This window comes from Bartonella sp. B23, assembly GCF_053793815.1.
Genome location: NZ_CP200033.1, coordinates 1708170 through 1727590, shown reverse-complemented (window position 1 = coordinate 1727590; position 19421 = coordinate 1708170). Strand labels below are relative to the sequence as shown.

Here is a 19421-nt window from a genome sequence, read left to right as displayed (position 1 = left end):
CTTTCATCCTGATAAAAATAAAATTTTGTCCTGCCAAACAGCTAAAAACAAACCTAGCAAAAGCAAAACGCCCTACCCCAAATAAGATTACTTATCCCCCCCTAGGATAGTTTCATTACAACCCCACAAATAAAGATGACCAATAAGATTTACTTGCCCTCATGATACGATCCATTCTTCTAAAATGGCAAACATACCGATCAAGAAAACTAAAAAACGCCGGAATACCTACCCAAAACAAGAGTTCATAATAGCCTAAACTAAAAAACCTTACACCCAATGTAATATAGGATTATGAAACACTGTGACCCCTGTACATTTTTAATTTCCATAAGAAACATACAAAACAGCAGAGGTAAAATGCAAGGGGTCAAAATAAAATCAAAAGCCTCTAAAAAACCGCCATAAACCTACTCACATAAACAAAAAATGAGAAAAATAATTGATTCAATTCATTTTTTTTCTCTAAATTTACCAATAATTAAAGAATCTTTTCAGATGAAAAAAAAAAAATAAAAATGCTTGACAAAAAAGACTCTGCAAAAATTCACAAAGGTTGTGGATAACCATAAAAATTCTACAAATTTTCTCTCCCTTTTCATGGAAAGAATCGCTGCAAATTTCCCTTCTTAAAAAGCAAAGTGTGGAATTTTCTGAAAACAAAAAAACCAGCATCCACAGGGATGCTGGTTTGATTCCTAACAAATTTGATTTTTAACAAAATCGCAAAAACTTAAACGTTAAGAGCCTTCAAACGCTTTGCTAAACGCGATACTTTTCGTGCCGCAGCATTTTTATGAAAAACCCCTTTGGAAACAGCACGCATAATTTCAGGTTCAAAATTCTTAAATGCTATCTCCGCGCACGCCTTATCACCACCAGCCAAAGCATCATCAAACTTACGCATGAAGGTACGAACGCGTGAACGGCGAGCTCTATTAACCTGGGTGCGCGCCGCAGCCTTGCGAACCGCTTTTTGAGCTGAAGGTGTATTCGCCATAAATATATCTCTCTTTCAATACATTGGACAGGGCCAGTCTAAACGATACCTCTACCAACACAAATAAATCCAATCCACACAACACTACAGGGTTGTTGATAACTGCACAGCTTATAATGCAATCCTCAAGTCAACGTCAATCGAATTTTCAAGGAAAAGTGTAAAAAACAAATCCAAATCTCTTGAAACCTACATTCATAATTTAAAATCATTCATCAATAAATAACGCATCTAAACTGCCAGATTACGCAAAACATATTGCAAAATTCCACCATGATGCAGATAATCCAGCTCGTCTTCAGTATCGACACGGCACAACAGTGGAACAGCTTTTACCGTTCCCTCAGCAAAAGTGATTGTAGCCACAGTTTTCTGACGGGGTTTTAAATCATGAATTCCTTCAATCGTTACCTTTTCATCTCCTCTCAAACCAAGTGATTGCCAACTTACACCCGCTTCAAAAACAAATGGTACAATCCCCATGCCAACGAGATTAGAGCGATGAATCCGCTCAAAAGACTGGGCAATTACCGCTTTTACACCAAGAAGATTGGTACCCTTAGCCGCCCAATCACGAGATGAACCGTTGCCGTATTCAATACCAGAAAAAACAACAAGCGGAACACCCTCCCGCTTATACGCCATTGCTGCATCATAAATCGTTTGTTCTGTTCCTGATGGATAATGAACTGTATAACCTCCTTCACGACCATTTTCCCCTAGCATGAAATTACGAATGCGAATATTGGCAAAGGTTCCCCGCATCATAACTTCATGATTTCCACGACGCGTTCCGTACTGGTTAAAATCAGTCACTTTAACCCCATGATCAGTTAAATATTTTCCAGCAGGAGAATCAACTTTAATGGCACCAGCAGGAGAAATATGGTCTGTCGTGATTTTATCACCAAACAAACCTAGGATTCGTGCTTCTTTGATATCCGACAGCACTTCAGGGATTTTCTGCATATTATAAAAATATGGTGGATTACGCACATACGTTGATTGCTCATCCCAAGAGTAAGTAACACCCGTTGGAGCTTGAACTTTTTGCCAGTTTTCATCTCCCTTAAAAACATCCATGTATTTATCGACAAAAATCTTACGTGTAATATTTTTCTCGATAAATTCCTGTATCTCTTGAGAAGTTGGCCAAATATCTCTCAAATAAACAGGTTGTCCATCTGAACCTTCACCAAGAGGCTCTTTGGTTAAATCTTTACGCACTGTTCCAGCCAAAGCGTGTGCAACAACGAGCGGTGGCGATGCTAAATAATTGGCTTGCACATCAGGCGATACACGCCCTTCAAAATTACGGTTTCCTGAAAGAACCGCAGCAGTGATTAAGCCATTATCATTTATCGTTTTTGAAATGGCCGGATACAAAGGACCAGAATTTCCTATACATGTCGTGCACCCAAAGCCAACTAAGTTAAACCCCAGTGTATTTAAATCTTTTTGCAAACCGGAATTGGTAAGATAAGCCTCAACGACCTGCGAACCAGGCGCAAGAGAAGTCTTAACCCACGGTTTACTCTTGAGACCTTTCGCTACAGCATTACGTGCCAAAAGACCTGCAGCAATAAGAACGCTTGGATTTGATGTATTCGTACAAGAAGTAATTGCAGCAATCACCACATCACCATGACCAAGTGTATATCCCTTACCCTCAATCCTATAACGGTTATCTTGCCCAACAGTCTTCTTATAATCACTAGACAATGCTGCTTTAAAACCCTGCCCAATATTTTCTAACGCAATACGCCCTTCAGGACGTTTAGGACCGGCCATAGAAGGCACAACACTTTCCATATCTAATTCAATTGTATCGCTAAAAATGGGATCAACAATCATCTTATCATGCCACATCCCTTGTGCTTTTGAATAAGCTTCTACTAGAGCAATACGACTTTCATCACGCCCTGTCATATTGAGATAACGCACTGTTTCTTTGTCAATTGGAAAAAAACCACAGGTTGCCCCATATTCTGGTGCCATATTCGCAATCGTTGCTCGATCAGCGAGTGTCATATGCTCCAAACCTGAACCAAAAAATTCAACAAATTTACCGACAACACCCTTCTTGCGTAAAATTTGCGTAACCGTTAATACTAAATCAGTAGCAGTTACGCCCTCTTTAAGCCTACCTGTTAGACGGAAACCAATCACTTCAGGCAACAACATAGAAACGGGCTGGCCTAACATTGCCGCCTCTGCTTCAATACCACCAACACCCCAACCTAAAACGCCTAAACCATTCACCATAGTTGTATGCGAATCAGTTCCTACACAAGTGTCAGGATAGACTGTCTGAGACCCTCTCTCATCCTTTATCCACACACATTGTGCTAAATATTCTAGATTCACCTGATGGCAAATTCCCGTTCCTGGAGGAACAACGCGAAAATTTTGAAACGCTTGCTGTCCCCACTTAAGGAAACGATAACGCTCACTGTTGCGTTCATATTCGCACCCAACATTGTCGTTAAAAGCCATAGGATTACCAAAATAATCAACGATAATGGAGTGATCAATGACGAGATCAACAGGGATGAGAGGATTGATCTTTTCAGCGTTTCCCCCAAGTTTTACCATGGCATCACGCATCGCAGAAAGATCGACAACAGCAGGAACACCCGTAAAATCTTGCATAAGAACGCGCGCAGGGCGATAGGCAATTTCTGCACCAGCAGCGCCTTTGTCATTTAACCACTTAGCAACGTTTAAAATGTCTTCTTTTTTGACCGAACGTCCGTCTTCAAAACGCAGTAAATTTTCAAGAATCACCTTCATTGAAAACGGCAGGCGAGAAACATCTGGAAGTCCATTCTTTTCTGCCTCAATCAAACTATAATAGTTATATTGCCTGCCACCAACATTTAAAGTTCTGCAACAATTAAAGCTATCAATTTGAGTCACAACTGTCTACCCTCATACTACAAACTATATAATTTCTCGGAACAAAAAACACAAACTACGAGTCAAGGTCGCAGCTTGAGTGCAGACGTAACCACACCTGCCTTCCATTTCTTCCTCTGCCTTTTTTATCAGCAAATTCGGAAATCGGCACTAAAGACCATTCTACACCAAATTTTGATGCAACACGTTCCTTATAGAACTATTTCTAGAACTATTCTAGGTATAATTGCATAAAAAACGTGTTTTTTTGTCTTATAATGCAATAAAGATTATAGAAAAAAGCAAAATAGGTAAGCACATGATGTTATCGGGCAAAAATTTAGCAGCTCACAGGAACGAAGAAATCCTGTTTCAAGGTCTTTCCTTCTGTTTATTTCCACAGCAACTTATGACTATTACAGGTCCAAATGGAATCGGAAAATCTACATTATTGCGAATCATTGTTGGTTTTCTTGAAGCTGCAGAAGGAAGTATAATACTTAAAGACCAGAAACAAACGTATCCGGTAGCAACTGCGTGTCATTATCTTGGCCCTCAAAACGCTATGAAACCTTTTTTATCCGTCATTGATAATCTGCAATTTTGGTCAACATTTTACGGACAATATCTGCATTATCCGCATGAAGCCCTCACTGATATTGGTCTTTCTGATCTTGAACACTTATCCTTCAATGTTCTATCAACTGGACAAAAAAGACGTGTAGCCATTGCTCGCCTTTTGCTCTCCTATCGTCCTATTTGGATTTTAGATGAACCAATATTAGGAATTGATAGCTATGCTCAAACTCTCCTTACCAATATTTTTCAGCGCCATCTAAATCAAGGTGGTATGATTATTGCTGCAACTCACAATCCCCTAGGCATTCCAGAAAATCATAAAATTGCTTTGGAAAAATTTTTACCTTCCCAGGAGTGAAAAAAATGAAAGCACTTTTCTGGCGTGATCTTAGATTAATTTTAGCACCACAAGCTTCTTCGTTAACAGGGCTTTTGTTTTTCATCGCTGTTATCATGATAACCCCTTTCGCCATTGGGCCAAATCCTAAAGTTCTCGCACAAATAGGCCCAGGTATATTATGGATCGGAGCCCTTCTCGCAGGACTTCTAAACTTAAATAAACTTTTTCAAACCGATCGTGATGATGGAAATCTCGACCAATTCATCCTCGCTGGACAAAGACGAAGCTTCATACTGATTGTATTTACCAAATGCCTTGCCCATTGGGTAGGAACGATGCTGCCCCTTATTTTTGTCACTCCTATTTTAGCGCTTATGCTTCATTTAAATGCCACAATAACTTTCACAACAATACTTACTCTCTTATGTGGAACACCAGCCATTACTTTCATCGGTGCTATAGGAGAAGCTCTTACAACGTCATTGTTGCACAGCACTCTTCTCATTTTTATCATCATCTTGCCATGGATTATTCCAATCATGATTTTCGGTGTTTCAGCTGCTACAGCTCCAATAAATCCGCATGTTTCTTTTCTCGCTGCCTTGACTCTTCTTATCGCTTTTTCACTTCTTTTGAGCCTCTTTGGCTCTTTTGTTGCTGCTATAACGCTCAAGCTTTTATCAGAATAGTAAAAGATGATTGCCGTAAAGCAAAACTCTATCTATTATAAATTTCATGAATAAAATATCTCGCATACATAAAATGAAGCCACTCCCAACAAGTTTAACCCGTTTTATGGAAATAAGCAGTGTTATTTTGCCTTGGCTAACTGGTATGACACTATGTCTTCTTGTCTTAGGATTAATTCTGATTAAGCATTCTCCTGACGACTATCAGCAAGGTATTACCGTAAAGATTATGTATATTCATGTACCCTTCGCGTGGCTCTCTATATTTTGTTATATCATCATAAGTACTGCTGCGTTAGGAAGTTTAATTTGGAGACATCATCTCGCTAATGTAGCACTTAAATGTGGTGCACCCATTGGAGCAATCTTTACAGCTTTGGCTCTGATGACAGGTGCGCTTTGGGGACGCCCGATATGGGGGGCATGGTGGGTATGGGACGCACGGCTCACATCAGTTTTAATCCTACTTTTTATTTATCTTGCCATTGTTATGCTTGCTCGCGCTTTTGATAACCAAGAAAAAGCGGCACACGCTACAGCAATTCTCACACTCGTGGGATTTGTGAATATCCCCATTATCAAATTTTCTGTTAATTGGTGGAATACACTGCATCAATCAGCATCGCTTTTGCGTTCAGGAGGCCCAACAATCGAACATTCTATGTTATGGCCCCTCATAACAATGGTATTTTGTTTCAGCTTTATGTTTATTTTGCTCTATTTGATGGCTATGCGAAACGAAATCAATCGTCGCCATATTCAAATACTTCAGATAAAAAAAGCCCATTGTCCATAGCATCAGGACTCTTCACCATGTTCGACCTAAATAGCATTCACAGCGGATTTTTAGGAAATCTCTCTCAACAAATTGATTGGTTCCTTGGTACCCTTCACCGCGAGCAGATTGTTCTTTTGAGCTACATGCTTTCCGCAGTCTCTCTCTTATGTCTCATTGGGCATATCTTTTGCAAAGCTGTATACCAAAAAAAAATTCTCCAAAAGCTAAACAAAAAAGAGCCATTTCGAAAAGAAAAATATAATGAAAATCATCCCTCAAAAATCTAAAAAGAACATGCTATTACCTCTCCTTTTTGGTCCGTTTGTATGTGTTTTTCTTCTTATGATATTTTTTTTCTACTTTACGAGCAACAAACATCCCAATGATGCTTCTCTTTTTTCAAACGCATTCGCTGAAAAACAAGTTCCTAAAACACATCTTCCTCTCTTTGGTAGCGAAAACCGTTTTCTTGATTCAGAACAATTTAAAGGACGCGTAACATTGGTTAATTTTTGGGGGTCTTGGTGCTTGCCCTGTCGCGAAGAACATCTCCTTCTTATGAAAATTGCACAAGATCAACGTTTTGATCTTATTGGCATTAATTACAAGGATAGTAAAGAAAACGCTCAACGCTTTCTGAACAATTTTGGTAATCCTTTTAAAGTTATCGGTTTTGATGTTTCAGGTCATATAGCTATTAACTGGGGGGTATATGGACCACCAGAAACCTTTCTTTTAAATAAAGAGAGCATTATTATTGCTAAACATGTTGGACCCTTAACGTGGCAAATTTATCAGAAAAAAATCCTGCCAAAAATTGAAAACGCTATCATGACAAAAAATTCAAGGTATTGATTCATGCAGTTAATTCAATTTCTCTTTATTGAATAAGGACATCGTTAGATTTTTTTTATTCCACCACACCTTAAATGAATCCTAAAAAATATTTATTTGAATGTCACAAAAAGAAGCGATGTATAGATAAAAATTGTTTGAGGGAAAGAGGAATATAAAAGAAGATACAACATTGGAAAATGAGAAAAGTAGTACTGGTTTTTACTTTTACAAAAATAACAATCTATCATTTATCACTCTTGAATTGTACCATTTTCATACGTGATGAAATTTGGAGCAAGAAAAGAGATTTCTTTCAAATAAGTATGCCAATTAACAAGCAGCGTTGTTCTTCGTGCGAGGCGCAATTCCACTACAGAGCATAAAAGGCAAAAAGATGGGAAATTTATCTAATCTCCACCGTTTTTTTAAATATCGCTTTAAAAGCTTTAGGAAATTGTAAGACTGAAACAAAAGAGATGATGACAACAGACAGCTGCTTGCATCTTTGCAGCACGTTACCACACAATAGTATAAAAAAATAATACGCAAATAAACTCTTTGATGGAAAGGATCCTTATATTCAACAGAAACCTCACCTTCGCAAATTTTTCTCCTATAGCAGAATTATATATTAATGACTAATATAGAGGAGGAAATATGAGATTACACTGCAAATTTTATATTCTTACCCGTCGTCTTTCAGATATTGGTTGAAATGCTATCTTAGCATGAAAAGCACAGTAAGGACTATTTTCACCAGAATCAGCACCACAAAAATGAAAATCTGACGTTAAAGGATCTCCTACAGGCCATCTACACGTATTTTCACTCAATTGTAAAAGATTAAGTTGGCGCGATATAGGCACAACTACATTTGATTTCATGGGTACATCCATTTCTGTTACATCTTCTGCTACAAACTCCGTCTTTAAAGCTGTCACTCCAACATCGCAAGATGCAGCATTTGTTGGCAAAACTGTAGATGGTGTACATCGCACACGTGGAGATGGAGACGACGGACCAGTAAGCACCTTTTGTGCACGCGATGCTCCTTGTGCTATCTTACCACGTCCCGGTAATTTTAATCGGTGCACTTTACCAATTACTGCATTCCTACTGACCCCACCTAATTGAGCAGCAATCTGACTTGCACTTAATCCCTCACTCCAAAGCTTCTTAAGAAGTTCAACGCGTTCACATGTCCAACTCATATCGGCACTCCATTCTGATCACCTCACTGAGAGGTACTCCTTTACCCCTTCAAATGTTTCAATCATATTTTCAATGAGCCAAATGAAAAATTTTTATCTCTATCCGAGCACACAAAACTTCACTCAACTTATTGAAATACAATCTTGTCTGCTAAGCTAAACTACAATATGGACTAACTCTATGACAAGTGTCTTTCCCTCTTTAAGAGTCTATTTAGAACGTTTTCCCCAACTTGCGAATCAACCATAGGCCAAACTATCGTTTTTGCCTAAGGATTTTTTATACAGATGTTCTTTGCAAAACCTCCATTAGCTTTTGCCAATCGATGAAATGATCTATAATGCCAGTAATTGATCGTAATGAAGCACTAATTGTACTGTGCTAAAAAATAAAAAATGCAATGTGTTTTGTTTGCAGCATTGTTTTATTTGTTGTATTGCGAATTGAAAACATAGAGGAAATAATGATGGACGTTAGAACGATACAGCCACTTTACCAATGCTGTGCTCGACGTAATTTGCATTTCAAACGGGGCAATGGTGTATGGCTTGTTTCCGATAAAGAAGAGCGTTATCTTGATTTCACGTCCGGCATTGCTGTCAATGCATTAGGGTACGAACATCCAAAACTGGTTGATACCCTCAAAATACAGGCTGAAAAACTTTGGCATGTTTCCAATCTTTTTCAATCCCCCGAACAAGAGGCTCTTGCCGCACGTCTTTGCGCAAACAGCTTTGCTGATAAGGTCTTTTTTTGCAATTCAGGTGCTGAAGCACTAGAATGCGCATTCAAAACTGCTCGTCACGCTCATTATGCATCTGGCCATCCAACACGCGTTGAAATTATTACTTTTGAAGGTGCATTTCATGGGCGCACACTGGCAACGCTTGCTGCCACCGGAGAAGAAAAATATCTTAAGGGTTTTGGTCCCAAAGCTGGTGGATTTATTCAAATTCCTTTCTTTGATGAAAACGCCTTGCGTAAGGCTATCAATAAAAATACCGCTGCCATCCTTATTGAACCCATTCAGGGAGAAGGAGGAATACGAACGGTTTCGTATGAAGATTTAAAGCTTTTGCGCAAGATATGTGATGATAATGATCTATTATTGATTTTGGATGAAGTCCAAACAGGTATTGGACGAACAGGAAAGCTTTTTGCTTACGAATGGAGTAATATCGCACCTGATATTCTTACTCTCGCAAAGGGACTGGGTGGTGGATTTCCGTTGGGAGCTTGTCTTGCAACAGATAAAGCTGCAAAAAGTATGACACCAGGAACCCACGGATCAACCTTTGGAGGAAATCTTCTTGGGATGGCTGTAGGCAACAGTGTTCTTGATATCATACTAGAACCGGGTTTTCTCGACCATGTTCAGTGTATGGGTTATAAGCTAAAAAAGGGACTTTCAACCATTTTAAACACTTATCCTGAAATTATCTGTGCAATTCAAGGCGTAGGCCTTATGGTGGGAATTCAGTGTGTTGTTCCTTCTCATGTTGTCGTTGATGCCTTAGAAAATGAACGTCTTTTATGCGTTAATGCTGGTAATAATATTGTGCGTTTATTACCTCCCCTTATCATAACCGAGGAAGAAATATATGAAGGCTTACAACGTATTGAAAAAGCAGTTGCTCATCTTTCGTAAATGAACCTAATAAAGGCAAGTAATCATACCATGACAAATGCTCCTCACCACTTCACTGACTTATCTATTTTAACCCCGCATATAGCACGCACTCTTATCGACTACGCGAAAATCATCAAAAAAAACCTCAAAGTAGGAAAGGATTCAAAGCCTTTTGTTGGTAAAACACTAGCGATGATTTTTGAAAAACCGTCGACACGAACGCGTGTTTCATTTGATATCGGTATGCGTCAGCTCGGTGGGAATACGATCATGTTAACAGGCTCAGAAATGCAGCTCGGTTATAGCGAAACTATCGCTGATACAGCGCGTGTATTATCACGTTTTGTAGATATTATCATAATGCGCACAACAGCACATCACCGGATGCTCGAATTGGCACAGTATGCCCAAGTTCCTGTTATTAATGCCCTCACAGATGACAGCCATCCTTGCCAAATTCTAGCAGATATCCTAACCTACGAAGAACACCGTGGACCAATCGCCGGCAAAATATTTGCCTGGATGGGAGATGGGAATAATGTTCTCCATTCCTTGATCGAAGCAACGGCTCTCTTTAATTTTCATTTACGCATTGCTACACCAAAAGGTAATGAACCACAAGAAAAGTACGTTAACTGGGCAAGTAAGTGCGGAGCTAATATTATGCTCACAAACAACCCTCAAGAAGCTGCTAAAGATGCCGATTGTATTATGACCGACACATGGATTTCCATGGGACAAGAATTTCGCGCCCGTAGTCATTCTATTTTCCAGCCTTATCAAGTTAATGAAGATTTAATGAAATTAGCTAAACCCGATGTTTTATTCATGCATTGTCTGCCTGCTCATCGTGGCGAAGAAGTTGTAGATTCCGTAATCGATGGACCGCATTCTGTTGTTTTCGAAGAAGCTGAAAATCGTCTTCATGCTCAAAAAGCAATTCTTTCTTGGTGTTTACAAGATGCGTTTTTCTCTCCACAATAGCATACCAAGAAAAATCATATAACAGGTTAGATATGAGTGAAGAACGCGAACAAGCCAAAGATGAAGCTTCTCTCAACAACGTTTATTGGAGTGAAGATGACGCTGTTATTCCTTTTCAAGTTGAAGAACTTGATATCCGTGGGCGTGCTGTACAACTTGGGAAAATTTTAGATTCCATTCTCACAAGACATCAATATCCTGAACCGGTTTCTTACCTTCTTGCAGAAGCTTTAGTCTTAACCGTCCTGCTTGGGACATCCTTAAAACTTAAAGGAAAATTTATTTTACAAACCCATTCCAATGGACCGGTTAATATGTTGGTGTGCGACTTCTCTCCTCCATCGAATCTGCGTGGGTACGCTCGTTTTGATGAAGAAGAGCTAAAACAAGCAATAGCCAATGATCAAGTATCTTCAGAAACACTTCTTGGAAAAGGCACTTTAGCCTTCACCATCCACCAAGATGCCCACACGCAATACTATCAGGGGGTAGTTGCATTAGATGAATCAAATTTACAAGAAGCCTCCCGTGCCTATTTTGACCAATCAGAACAAATTCCCACCGATATCCGCTTAGCAGTCTCTATATTGGTTAACCGCAACCAAAAAGGTAAACCGCAGAAAAACTGGCGAGCAGGAGGACTTTTGACTCAACTCTTACCTCAAGCATCGTCTCATCATAAAATATATCAACCCAATAAAAAACCAGAAGAAACTAAAACCCGTTCTCAACTTGAAAACCAATGGCAAGAAGCCAAAGCACTGACAGGAACTATTGAACATGCAGAATTGACCGATCCCAAAAGTGGCAGTAAACAGCTGTTGTTCCGTCTTTTCCATGAACAAGGCGTCAGAGTTTTTAATCCCATTCCTCTTATCGATCAATGTTCTTGTTCGCGCGAAAAAATTAAAGAAATACTGGAAAGCTTTCCTATTGATGAGCGTAACAAAATGATTGAAAATAATTATATTTCAGTCACATGTGAATTTTGTTCGACAGCTTACCGTTTTAAAACATAAATTCAATCCTATAAAATAATACACGCGAATGACCAGCAATAACAGCTTACTAAAAGAAACAAACTACCTTTAGATTAGAGATTAATAGGAATCTCTATCCCCTAAAGCAAGCAAAATGCCAAAGAGAATAACAATAATTCACTTTAGGCCCTAGTTTTATAATTTCTATAAGCAGAGAGTAAGCAACCTTAAATAAAGAGGGATTCAAATAAAAAACTAGCCAACGCACTATTTTTCACTTCAATAGCTCTGTTTACAATAGCTTCAACCTCCACACTGAACCTGAAAACTTTTAATCCTGGAGCTGAAGAAGTTTTTCCTGTTACATCCACACTAATTTATGGCGACCATGATGCCATACTCTCGACGTACAATTTCAAAAAAAGTACGCTCAACGCCTTATTGATATGGTTTTAAAAGTGTTCCCTCAAGCACAAATAATACCAACTGCACAAACGGCATATCTAATCTCTACTACCAAAGGTGCGAAAAGAAACGTATGGAAAGAAACAATGGGAACTGATGCTCCAGAAGAATTATATATTTCTGATGCTGTAACCTCTCATAAATTGATTATTGATGGTCAAGATATTGATATTCGATAGAATAGAAATGATGCAGCACACAGTTATCTATGGATCCCTTCCCTTAAAACTGTACTTGGTGGTATCTCAGTGTTAACCGGCAAACATCTTTGGATGGATGATACATCAAACATTCAGGGTATTGATTTGTGGGTAAAGAACACTGAAGATATGCCAATCACTGAAACCAGAAAAGGGCATCACTGGACACTGTATTAAAATTCAGCATTGCTTGATTTTGTAAAAAAACATCTTACTAACTACAAAAATGCCGCCATCTCACATAAGAACTCTACCAGCATTATTTCTGATATGAAGAAAAAATATCCTGATCTTGTTAGTCAACAATTTCTTGAGTTTGTGGCCAAAATTTTTACCGGCGAAACCCCTTGGCATATAAATAATACTTATCCCCCCATTGGCAAAGCAGCAGCAGTGAACTTTGATGGAGCTGTTTTTGAACTTAATTTCCATGATAACCGAAAAATATCATTTAAAGGAACATTTAGTGCTTTTAAAGACACCGAAAATCCAGTGGAATATGCCGCTATTGAAGTCAGTAAAAATGTATTCATGGTTTACTGGCATGAACCTAAAATGAATTCTAATGCTGTTCATGTTCAAGACTGGAATACAGGAACACTCTATAGTAGTATCGCGGTAAAAGATAATTCATTCACCCATGTGAAAGGAACTACAAAAATTCAACAACACATCTGCAGAAAGCAGATATTTGCTTTATATTTTTCTTTTTGTATTTTCAAAGGATCAGTGCGTACAGCCTGTCTTTGTTATATTTCCCATGCTCATTAACTTTGTGCCGATCTTAATTTTCTTATTTATTGCGTAAACTCCTTAGCCCTCATTGTAGCATATTCAATCTTTTCTACTGTTATCACTTCCTTATTGGTTTAGTGAACTTCTTTTCCCTATTCCTTCAATTTCTAAAAAATCAGACTTTACATAACACTCGCAGCAAGTACAGGCATTCCGGTAAATGATACAAACCGTCGTCCACATTATCCTCTGTCATCATATTTGCAATTTTATGATGAATAATAAGAAAGATTTGGTTTTTTTAAATATACATACGCCTTATCAATAAATTTCACAATTTCATAAGCTTCCTATTATATGTGAGCTAAATTATATTAGAATTAACATGAAATCCGTAGCTATAGGCAATTCTGCCAAAAAATCGATCACAAGCTAGTAAACCGTCAATGACAATATAATCAAGACAGAGCCAATCTGTGTTATCTCTTAAAAAACTATTACATCCAGAAAACTAAAAATTGAAAACGGTATAATTCATCTTAACGTGTTGCAGCTCAATCTAGTTTAATGCCATAGCTTAAAATATGTGCACAAATGAAGAAAACACACATGTCACTGGGAACAAGAAATGGGCATAAAGGTCACAATCAATGCAATTTTTTCTAAATACTCTTTCGTTCTAATAGTCCGATTATTTCTCATTTATGCTTTTCAGTTTTTTCGTTTTGCAGTTATACAGAAAATAATAAAAAACATACAAATATCCAAAATATCTGCCCAGAATCATCCACAAAACCCCTCCAATTATAGTTTATTAAGCTGTATGGTTGACTGTGTTACAAAGAGAACCATTACCTACGCAAACGCCATATCTAAAACTGATCTTAAGCCAATATAGCCTAAATAACATCATACTCTTTTCTCAGGCATAAAGCGGCGCAACTGAACATAAAGCGCACCACCACCACCATGCTGACGGGCAGCTTGCTCAAACGCACGAACGTAATCTTGAAAAATCGGCGTTGATAACCAATGGGGGACAAATTGGTACAAAACGCCATTGCTCCCGTACGACCGACCTTTTCCTGTGATCACGAGTACATAACGCAATCCTTTTTGCTGAGAAGATTGTAGAAATTGTTTCAAGAAAAAATAGGCTTCTTCTTGCCCACACCCATGAAGATCAAGACGAGCTTCAAGCGGATAATGACCCTTGGCAATTTTACGATGTACAACGCGATTGAAGAAAGAGATCCCATGTGTTTGTGCAACCGTCCTCTTTTCTCTTTTAGCCCCTATTGATCTCTGTTTATTTACCTGAATCAACAGAGGGATTTGTGTTCCGTGCTGTTTTTTATTGTCGATATTTGCAGCATCTCTTGGAATAGAAGAATGAGACTTATCATGAAGCGGTATTATTGTGCGACAAACCATCTCCCACAGTAGACGATCCTGCGCAACCAATGGATCTCTTTTTTGTCTCCATTTACCCGTAGACATTGGAATTTTCAGTCTCTCATAAACTTTATTGATATGATCTTAGGATGAAAAACACTTTAATTTTCATCTTCTGTTGCAAAAAGCTTCCAGTTGGGATCTGACGATAGACTATTGCGAACAAAAGTCCAAACATCCCTAATTTCAACAATAGCACCAGGATCACCGTCTATCAGTTCTTCCTGTTCATTATAGGTAACAGAAATAATTTCACTAACAATCCGCACAGTTAAAAATTGTTCTTTTTCTTGCATTTTTGCTGCAACAAACTCGATTTTATTAATTCCAACAAAAGTAAATTGAACCCTTTCATTATTTTTTTCGCGTTGCTCAATGGCCGCACAAAAACTTTCAAAAACATTCTGCGAAAGCAAGCTCTTAAGTTGATTGCGATCACCTTTGGCAAAAGCTGTTACAATCATTTCATAGGCAACTTGAGCACCTTTTATAAAAAATTGGGGAGAAAAGTGAGGATCACTCTGGCGCAGCGCACGCAAACCTCTATTCAGTTCACTTCCCTCTGGTGAAATCGCGTCAATTTCGCTAAAATCACCTTTTTGCGAATTAACTTGATGAGGGAACGAAACAGTATTGTCAATCGTTTCTGCCTCGACCTGTTTTTTAGAACGATCCGAATAAGGGTCAAAGGGAGGCTTTTCAAAACCAATCCGTTTTCCCAATACATTACGGAGTTGCACAAAAACAATAACCATAATAACAAGAGCTACGAAAAGTACGACGTCAAATTCCATGGGCGCTGTCAATCTCCAAACCTAAAATGATCTGTAATAAACCTTGCTGTCAATATCATTTATAAATAAACATGTAAAACGGGTAATCTACTATTCAAATACTTTTATAGCCCTAATTTTTAAATTTAAAAAGGATAGCTCCTATAATTTTCTACTCCAAACCTTACAAAGGGAATTTTTATGTGATCAAGTCTTATCTTATAAATCCTCGTTTTTTTATCATTATTGCCCTTGGCGTTCTCTTAATTGAAATCGCAGGTTTTATCTTTGTCGGAAAAGAAATTGGAATTTTGGCAACTTTGAGTTTGATCATTTTTACAACAATGGTTGGAAGCATTTTACTGCGAATTCAAGGTCTTAACCTCTTAAAAAGTATACAACATGAACTTATTCAAGAACATACATTAGAAAATGATGTTATCAATGATGCCTTCATCATTATTGGCGCAATTTTGCTTATTCTTCCTGGCTTTGTAAGTGATATTTTGGGAATATTATTTCTTATTAAACCAATCCGTCCTGTTGTCTGGTATTTGTTTTCATCACTCAACAATAAAATGAATACTCACACTAAAAATAACACCAACGCCAAAAGTGAGCCTGAAAAAATAATCGATCTTAAAGCAGAAGACTACAAAATTCATGATGTAACAGAATCTTCATGGCGTAAAAATGATGATAATCCTTGAAATACCAAAAAATTGTAACGAACTAAAAAAATCATCACGACAAGGAAAGCGTTCCTTGCAACCTTTTGCAAGGCATGATAACCAGCCTTAATCTTTAGATATAAGATAGAAATACATACATTATGATGAGAGGTTTTTAGTATGGCCAAAGGTGAAATTAACAACAATGGTGGAGAACCCGTTTTTGCTGTATTGACTCAATATTTAAAAGATTTTTCATTTGAAAATCCAAACGCTCCTCGTTCACTGCATCCACGGGAAAAGGCACCACAAATCGATATCAACATTAATGTCAACGCTAATCCAATTGGTGATGACAATTATGATGTCGTTTTGTCCCTCTTGGTCAAAGCCAATGATGATACTGAAGTACTGTTTCATGTAGAACTTATTTACGGTGGTGTTTTCCATCTTGAAAATATTCCTCAAGAGCATGTGATGCCACTTGTTTTTATTGAATGTCCCCGTCTCTTGTTCCCATTTGCTCGGCAAATCATATCTGATGCTACCCAAAATGGTGGATTTCCACCTTTGTGGATTGACCCAATTGATTTTGCAACACTTTTTCAAAAACGCGTTGCTGAAGAACAAAAAAATAGCCAAACACAACCATCATAAATGTTCACTTTTAAACAAAAAGGTCCTAAAGTATTAGAGACCTTTCATCTTTTATAGCTTCTTCGCATGATAAGCGGCAAGCATTGCAATATTAACAACATCTGTATCACTTCCACTAAACGGAACGATTTGGACAGATCTCTCCAACCCAATCAAAATAGGGCCGATGATAGTTGCTTCACCAAGCTCTTGCAACATTTTACTAGCAATAGAAGATGCATGATATCCAGGCATCACCAAAATATTGGCAGGTTCCGTTAATCTCATAAAAGGATACTGTTGCATCAATTTTGAATTAAGCGCCACATCAGCACTCATTTCTCCATCAAACTCAAAATCAACATTGCGTTTATGTAAAATATTAACAGCATCTTGAATATGTTGTGTAACCGATCCTTCCATATAGGTAAAAGTGGAAAATGCTACAAATGCTACCCGTGGTTGATATCCAAATCCACGAACAAAAGAAGCTGTCTGTTCCGCTATATCAGCAAGTTCTTCAGCATTCGGCTTTTCATAAATAGCTGTATCTGCAATAAATACAGTTCGCCCACGGCAAATTGCCATCGAAATACCAATCAACCTTTCTTTTGGTTTCTCAGAAATTGCTCGACGAATATCAATCAATACTGTTTCATAATTGCGTGTGACCCCTGTCACCATTGCATCAGCATCCCCTAATGCTACCATACAAGCAGAAAAATAATTGCGATCATTATTGATACGGCGATGACAATCACGTAACAGCCAACCTTGGCGCTGCATTTTCTTATAAAGATAATCAGCATAAGCATCCGTGCGACAAGAAAGCTTGGCATTCATGATAGAAATGCCTTCACACTGAAGATCAATACCAGCAACAGCAGCAGTTTCCTTAACTTGCTCTTCACGACCAATTAAAATCGCCTGCCCCAGTTTTTGATGAACATAAGACACAGCGGCCCGCATTACCTGTTCTTCTTCACCTTCTACAAAAACAATTTGTTTTGGTGCTTGACGAACATGATTATAAACACCACGCATCATCGATGAAATAGGGTCACGTCTTGCATTCAAATCACGTTCATAGGCCTCTAAATCATCAATGTGCCTTTGCGCAACACCGCTTTCCATCGCTGCTTTTGCCACCGCCATTGAAACAACAGTAAATAAACGCGGATCAAAAGGAACAGGGATGATATAATTCGGACCAAATTTTAATCGCTTTCCACGATAAGCTTCCGCAACGCTGTCAGGAACTTCCTCATGAGCTAAGTCCGCCAAAGCTCTTGCAGCAGCGATCTTCATGTCCTCATTTATGGTTGTTGCACGCACATCAAGCGCACCACGAAAAATATAAGGAAAGCAAAGAACATTGTTAATCTGATTTGGATAATCGGAACGGCCTGTCGCTACAATGGCATCACGACGCACCAGCATAACTTCTTCCGGCGTAATTTCTGGATCAGGATTAGCCATGGCAAAAATAATCGGTTGAGGTGCCATCGATTTTACCATATCAGAAGTAATTGCTCCTTTAGCAGAAACCCCAAAAAACATGTCAGCATCTTCCATCGCTTCGGCGAGAGTGCGTTTATCGGTTCGAACAGCATGAGCAGCCTTCCATTGATTCATCCCCTCTTCCCGACCTTCATAGACAACACCCTTAGTGTCACATAATATAATGTTTTCAGGTCGAAATCCTATTGCTTTAATGAGTTCAATACAAGCGATCCCTGCAGAACCAGCACCATTACAGACTAACCGCGTATTTTGCATATCGCGTCCAGTTAAATACAAAGCATTAAGCACACCAGCAGCCACAATGATTGCTGTACCATGTTGATCGTCGTGAAAAACAGGAATATTCATGATCTCGCGTAAGCGACTCTCAATAATAAAACACTCAGGTGCTTTAATGTCTTCAAGATTAATACCACCAAAAGAAGGTCCTAAATGGCGCACTAAATTAATAAAACTTTCCGTGTCATTCGTATCAACTTCCAGGTCAATTGCATCAATATCCGCAAAGCGCTTAAAAAGTACGGCTTTGCCTTCCATCACCGGCTTAGATGCTAATGCGCCTAAATTTCCTAAACCTAAAATAGCAGTCCCATTTGATATAACAGCGACAAGATTGCCTTTTGTTGTATAATTATAAGCCAGCACTGGATTTTGAGCAATTGCTCTTACTGGAACAGCAACTCCTGGTGAATAAGCAAGTGCTAAATCATGCTGCGTTGCCATGGACTTCGTTGCAACAATTTCAAGCTTACCTGGTCGACCACGGCTATGAAAATCAAGTGCTTCTCGCTCAATAGCACTATAAACCATTTGATGCGTTTTCTGATCCGATTCAATTTTTTTCATCTCACTTCATTTTCTCCAAAAATAGTGCAAACTATGTCCGATAATGTCTGCCATTATCCAATTTTTAAATTTGATTCATATGCTAGAAATCGCTATGCTTACTCTGGTAGACCTGTTTGTGTTCATGCCTTTCAATTCAAAAACAATAGAAATAATGAAGATAGACATTGAAGTAAACAAAAAAGGGCA

The 19421-nt window shown here is 38.4% G+C and carries 17 protein-coding genes; 11 read left to right on the top strand and 6 right to left on the bottom strand.

What is annotated here, in order from left to right; translation table 11 throughout:
* Nucleotides 1-733: 733 nt before the first annotated feature.
* Together rpsT and acnA are read right to left on the bottom strand one after the other, a co-directional pair.
* Nucleotides 734-1000, bottom strand: a complete 267-nt coding sequence (gene rpsT / locus V4B17_RS07470) for a 30S ribosomal protein S20 (RefSeq protein ID WP_455479501.1) — start codon at nucleotides 998-1000, stop codon at nucleotides 734-736.
* A 231-nt stretch (nucleotides 1001-1231) separates the two neighbouring features.
* Nucleotides 1232-3919, bottom strand: a complete 2688-nt coding sequence (gene acnA, locus V4B17_RS07465) for an aconitate hydratase AcnA (protein ID WP_455479500.1) — start codon at nucleotides 3917-3919, stop codon at nucleotides 1232-1234.
* A gap of 298 nt (nucleotides 3920-4217) precedes the next feature.
* Here acnA and ccmA point away from each other — a divergent pair, with 298 nt between their 5' ends.
* The 5 genes from ccmA to V4B17_RS07440 are packed head-to-tail and all read left to right on the top strand — an operon-like array spanning nucleotide 4218 to nucleotide 7139.
* Nucleotides 4218-4835: a heme ABC exporter ATP-binding protein CcmA gene (ccmA, locus tag V4B17_RS07460; protein ID WP_455479499.1), complete on the top strand. Its 618-nt coding sequence runs from the start codon at nucleotides 4218-4220 to the stop codon at nucleotides 4833-4835.
* Between the two features lie 5 nt (nucleotides 4836-4840).
* Nucleotides 4841-5506, top strand: a complete 666-nt coding sequence (gene ccmB / locus V4B17_RS07455) for a heme exporter protein CcmB (protein ID WP_455479498.1) — start codon at nucleotides 4841-4843, stop codon at nucleotides 5504-5506.
* 46 nt (nucleotides 5507-5552) lie between these two features.
* Nucleotides 5553-6302, top strand: coding sequence for a heme ABC transporter permease (locus V4B17_RS07450; protein ID WP_455479497.1), 750 nt, complete (start codon nucleotides 5553-5555; stop codon nucleotides 6300-6302).
* A gap of 17 nt (nucleotides 6303-6319) precedes the next feature.
* Nucleotides 6320-6571: a hypothetical protein gene (locus V4B17_RS07445; protein ID WP_455479496.1), complete on the top strand. Its 252-nt coding sequence runs from the start codon at nucleotides 6320-6322 to the stop codon at nucleotides 6569-6571.
* Nucleotides 6546-7139: a DsbE family thiol:disulfide interchange protein gene (locus tag V4B17_RS07440; RefSeq protein ID WP_455479495.1), complete on the top strand. Its 594-nt coding sequence runs from the start codon at nucleotides 6546-6548 to the stop codon at nucleotides 7137-7139. The genes V4B17_RS07445 and V4B17_RS07440 overlap by 26 nt, the downstream gene beginning before the upstream one ends.
* A 659-nt stretch (nucleotides 7140-7798) precedes the next feature.
* Here the strand turns inward: V4B17_RS07440 and V4B17_RS07435 are convergent.
* The gene (locus tag V4B17_RS07435; protein ID WP_455479494.1) at nucleotides 7799-8332 is read right to left on the bottom strand and encodes a GcrA family cell cycle regulator; all 534 of its coding nucleotides are present in this window, start codon (nucleotides 8330-8332) and stop codon (nucleotides 7799-7801) included.
* A 467-nt stretch (nucleotides 8333-8799) separates the two neighbouring features.
* Between V4B17_RS07435 and V4B17_RS07430 the strand changes: the two genes are divergently transcribed.
* The 4 genes from V4B17_RS07430 (at nucleotide 8800) to V4B17_RS07415 (ending at nucleotide 13363) form a co-directional block, all read left to right on the top strand.
* Entirely contained in the window at nucleotides 8800-9981 is a 1182-nt protein-coding gene (locus V4B17_RS07430; RefSeq protein ID WP_455480216.1) for an acetylornithine transaminase, read from the top strand.
* A 30-nt stretch (nucleotides 9982-10011) separates the two neighbouring features.
* Entirely contained in the window at nucleotides 10012-10947 is a 936-nt protein-coding gene (argF, locus tag V4B17_RS07425) for an ornithine carbamoyltransferase (protein WP_455479493.1), read from the top strand.
* A gap of 32 nt (nucleotides 10948-10979) precedes the next feature.
* On the top strand, nucleotides 10980-11966 hold the full coding sequence (locus tag V4B17_RS07420; RefSeq protein ID WP_455479492.1) for an Hsp33 family molecular chaperone: 987 nt from the start codon (nucleotides 10980-10982) through the stop codon (nucleotides 11964-11966).
* Between the two features lie 812 nt (nucleotides 11967-12778).
* Nucleotides 12779-13363 carry a MoaF-related domain-containing protein gene (locus V4B17_RS07415; protein WP_455479491.1) on the top strand — a complete coding sequence of 195 codons (585 nt, stop codon included), beginning with the start codon at nucleotides 12779-12781 and terminating at the stop codon, nucleotides 13361-13363.
* 873 nt (nucleotides 13364-14236) lie between these two features.
* Here V4B17_RS07415 and V4B17_RS07410 read toward each other — a convergent pair.
* A complete protein-coding gene (locus V4B17_RS07410) occupies nucleotides 14237-14827 on the bottom strand; it encodes a Smr/MutS family protein (RefSeq protein ID WP_455479490.1) in 591 nt (196 codons plus the stop codon).
* A gap of 56 nt (nucleotides 14828-14883) precedes the next feature.
* Complete coding sequence (locus V4B17_RS07405; protein WP_455479489.1) at nucleotides 14884-15576, bottom strand: Tim44/TimA family putative adaptor protein; 693 nt, start codon at nucleotides 15574-15576, stop codon at nucleotides 14884-14886.
* Between the two features lie 182 nt (nucleotides 15577-15758).
* Between V4B17_RS07405 and V4B17_RS07400 the strand changes: the two genes are divergently transcribed.
* Both V4B17_RS07400 and secB read left to right on the top strand, forming a co-directional pair.
* A complete protein-coding gene (locus V4B17_RS07400) occupies nucleotides 15759-16265 on the top strand; it encodes an FxsA family protein (RefSeq protein ID WP_455479488.1) in 507 nt (168 codons plus the stop codon).
* A gap of 141 nt (nucleotides 16266-16406) precedes the next feature.
* Entirely contained in the window at nucleotides 16407-16883 is a 477-nt protein-coding gene (gene secB / locus V4B17_RS07395; RefSeq protein ID WP_455479487.1) for a protein-export chaperone SecB, read from the top strand.
* Nucleotides 16884-16934: 51 nt separating this feature from the next.
* Here secB and V4B17_RS07390 read toward each other — a convergent pair whose 3' ends face one another.
* Nucleotides 16935-19232 (bottom strand): NADP-dependent malic enzyme, encoded by a 2298-nt coding sequence (locus tag V4B17_RS07390; protein ID WP_455479486.1) that lies wholly within the window; start codon nucleotides 19230-19232, stop codon nucleotides 16935-16937.
* Between the last annotated feature and the right edge of the window lie 189 nt (nucleotides 19233-19421).

Excerpts from the sequence above, each read along its gene's own strand:
- rpsT (WP_455479501.1), bottom strand. The coding sequence starts at position 1,000 with ATGGCGAATACACCTTCAGCTCAAAAAGCGGTTCGCAAGGCTGCGGCG.
- ccmA (WP_455479499.1), top strand. The coding sequence starts at position 4,218 with ATGATGTTATCGGGCAAAAATTTAGCAGCTCACAGGAACGAAGAAATC.
- ccmB (WP_455479498.1), top strand. The coding sequence starts at position 4,841 with ATGAAAGCACTTTTCTGGCGTGATCTTAGATTAATTTTAGCACCACAA.
- V4B17_RS07450 (WP_455479497.1), top strand. The coding sequence starts at position 5,553 with ATGAATAAAATATCTCGCATACATAAAATGAAGCCACTCCCAACAAGT.
- V4B17_RS07445 (WP_455479496.1), top strand. The coding sequence starts at position 6,320 with ATGTTCGACCTAAATAGCATTCACAGCGGATTTTTAGGAAATCTCTCT.
- V4B17_RS07440 (WP_455479495.1), top strand. The coding sequence starts at position 6,546 with ATGAAAATCATCCCTCAAAAATCTAAAAAGAACATGCTATTACCTCTC.
- V4B17_RS07435 (WP_455479494.1), bottom strand. The coding sequence starts at position 8,332 with ATGAGTTGGACATGTGAACGCGTTGAACTTCTTAAGAAGCTTTGGAGT.
- V4B17_RS07430 (WP_455480216.1), top strand. The coding sequence starts at position 8,800 with ATGGACGTTAGAACGATACAGCCACTTTACCAATGCTGTGCTCGACGT.
- argF (WP_455479493.1), top strand. The coding sequence starts at position 10,012 with ATGACAAATGCTCCTCACCACTTCACTGACTTATCTATTTTAACCCCG.
- V4B17_RS07420 (WP_455479492.1), top strand. The coding sequence starts at position 10,980 with ATGAGTGAAGAACGCGAACAAGCCAAAGATGAAGCTTCTCTCAACAAC.
- V4B17_RS07410 (WP_455479490.1), bottom strand. The coding sequence starts at position 14,827 with ATGTCTACGGGTAAATGGAGACAAAAAAGAGATCCATTGGTTGCGCAG.
- V4B17_RS07405 (WP_455479489.1), bottom strand. The coding sequence starts at position 15,576 with ATGGAATTTGACGTCGTACTTTTCGTAGCTCTTGTTATTATGGTTATT.
- secB (WP_455479487.1), top strand. The coding sequence starts at position 16,407 with ATGGCCAAAGGTGAAATTAACAACAATGGTGGAGAACCCGTTTTTGCT.
- V4B17_RS07390 (WP_455479486.1), bottom strand. The coding sequence starts at position 19,232 with ATGAAAAAAATTGAATCGGATCAGAAAACGCATCAAATGGTTTATAGT.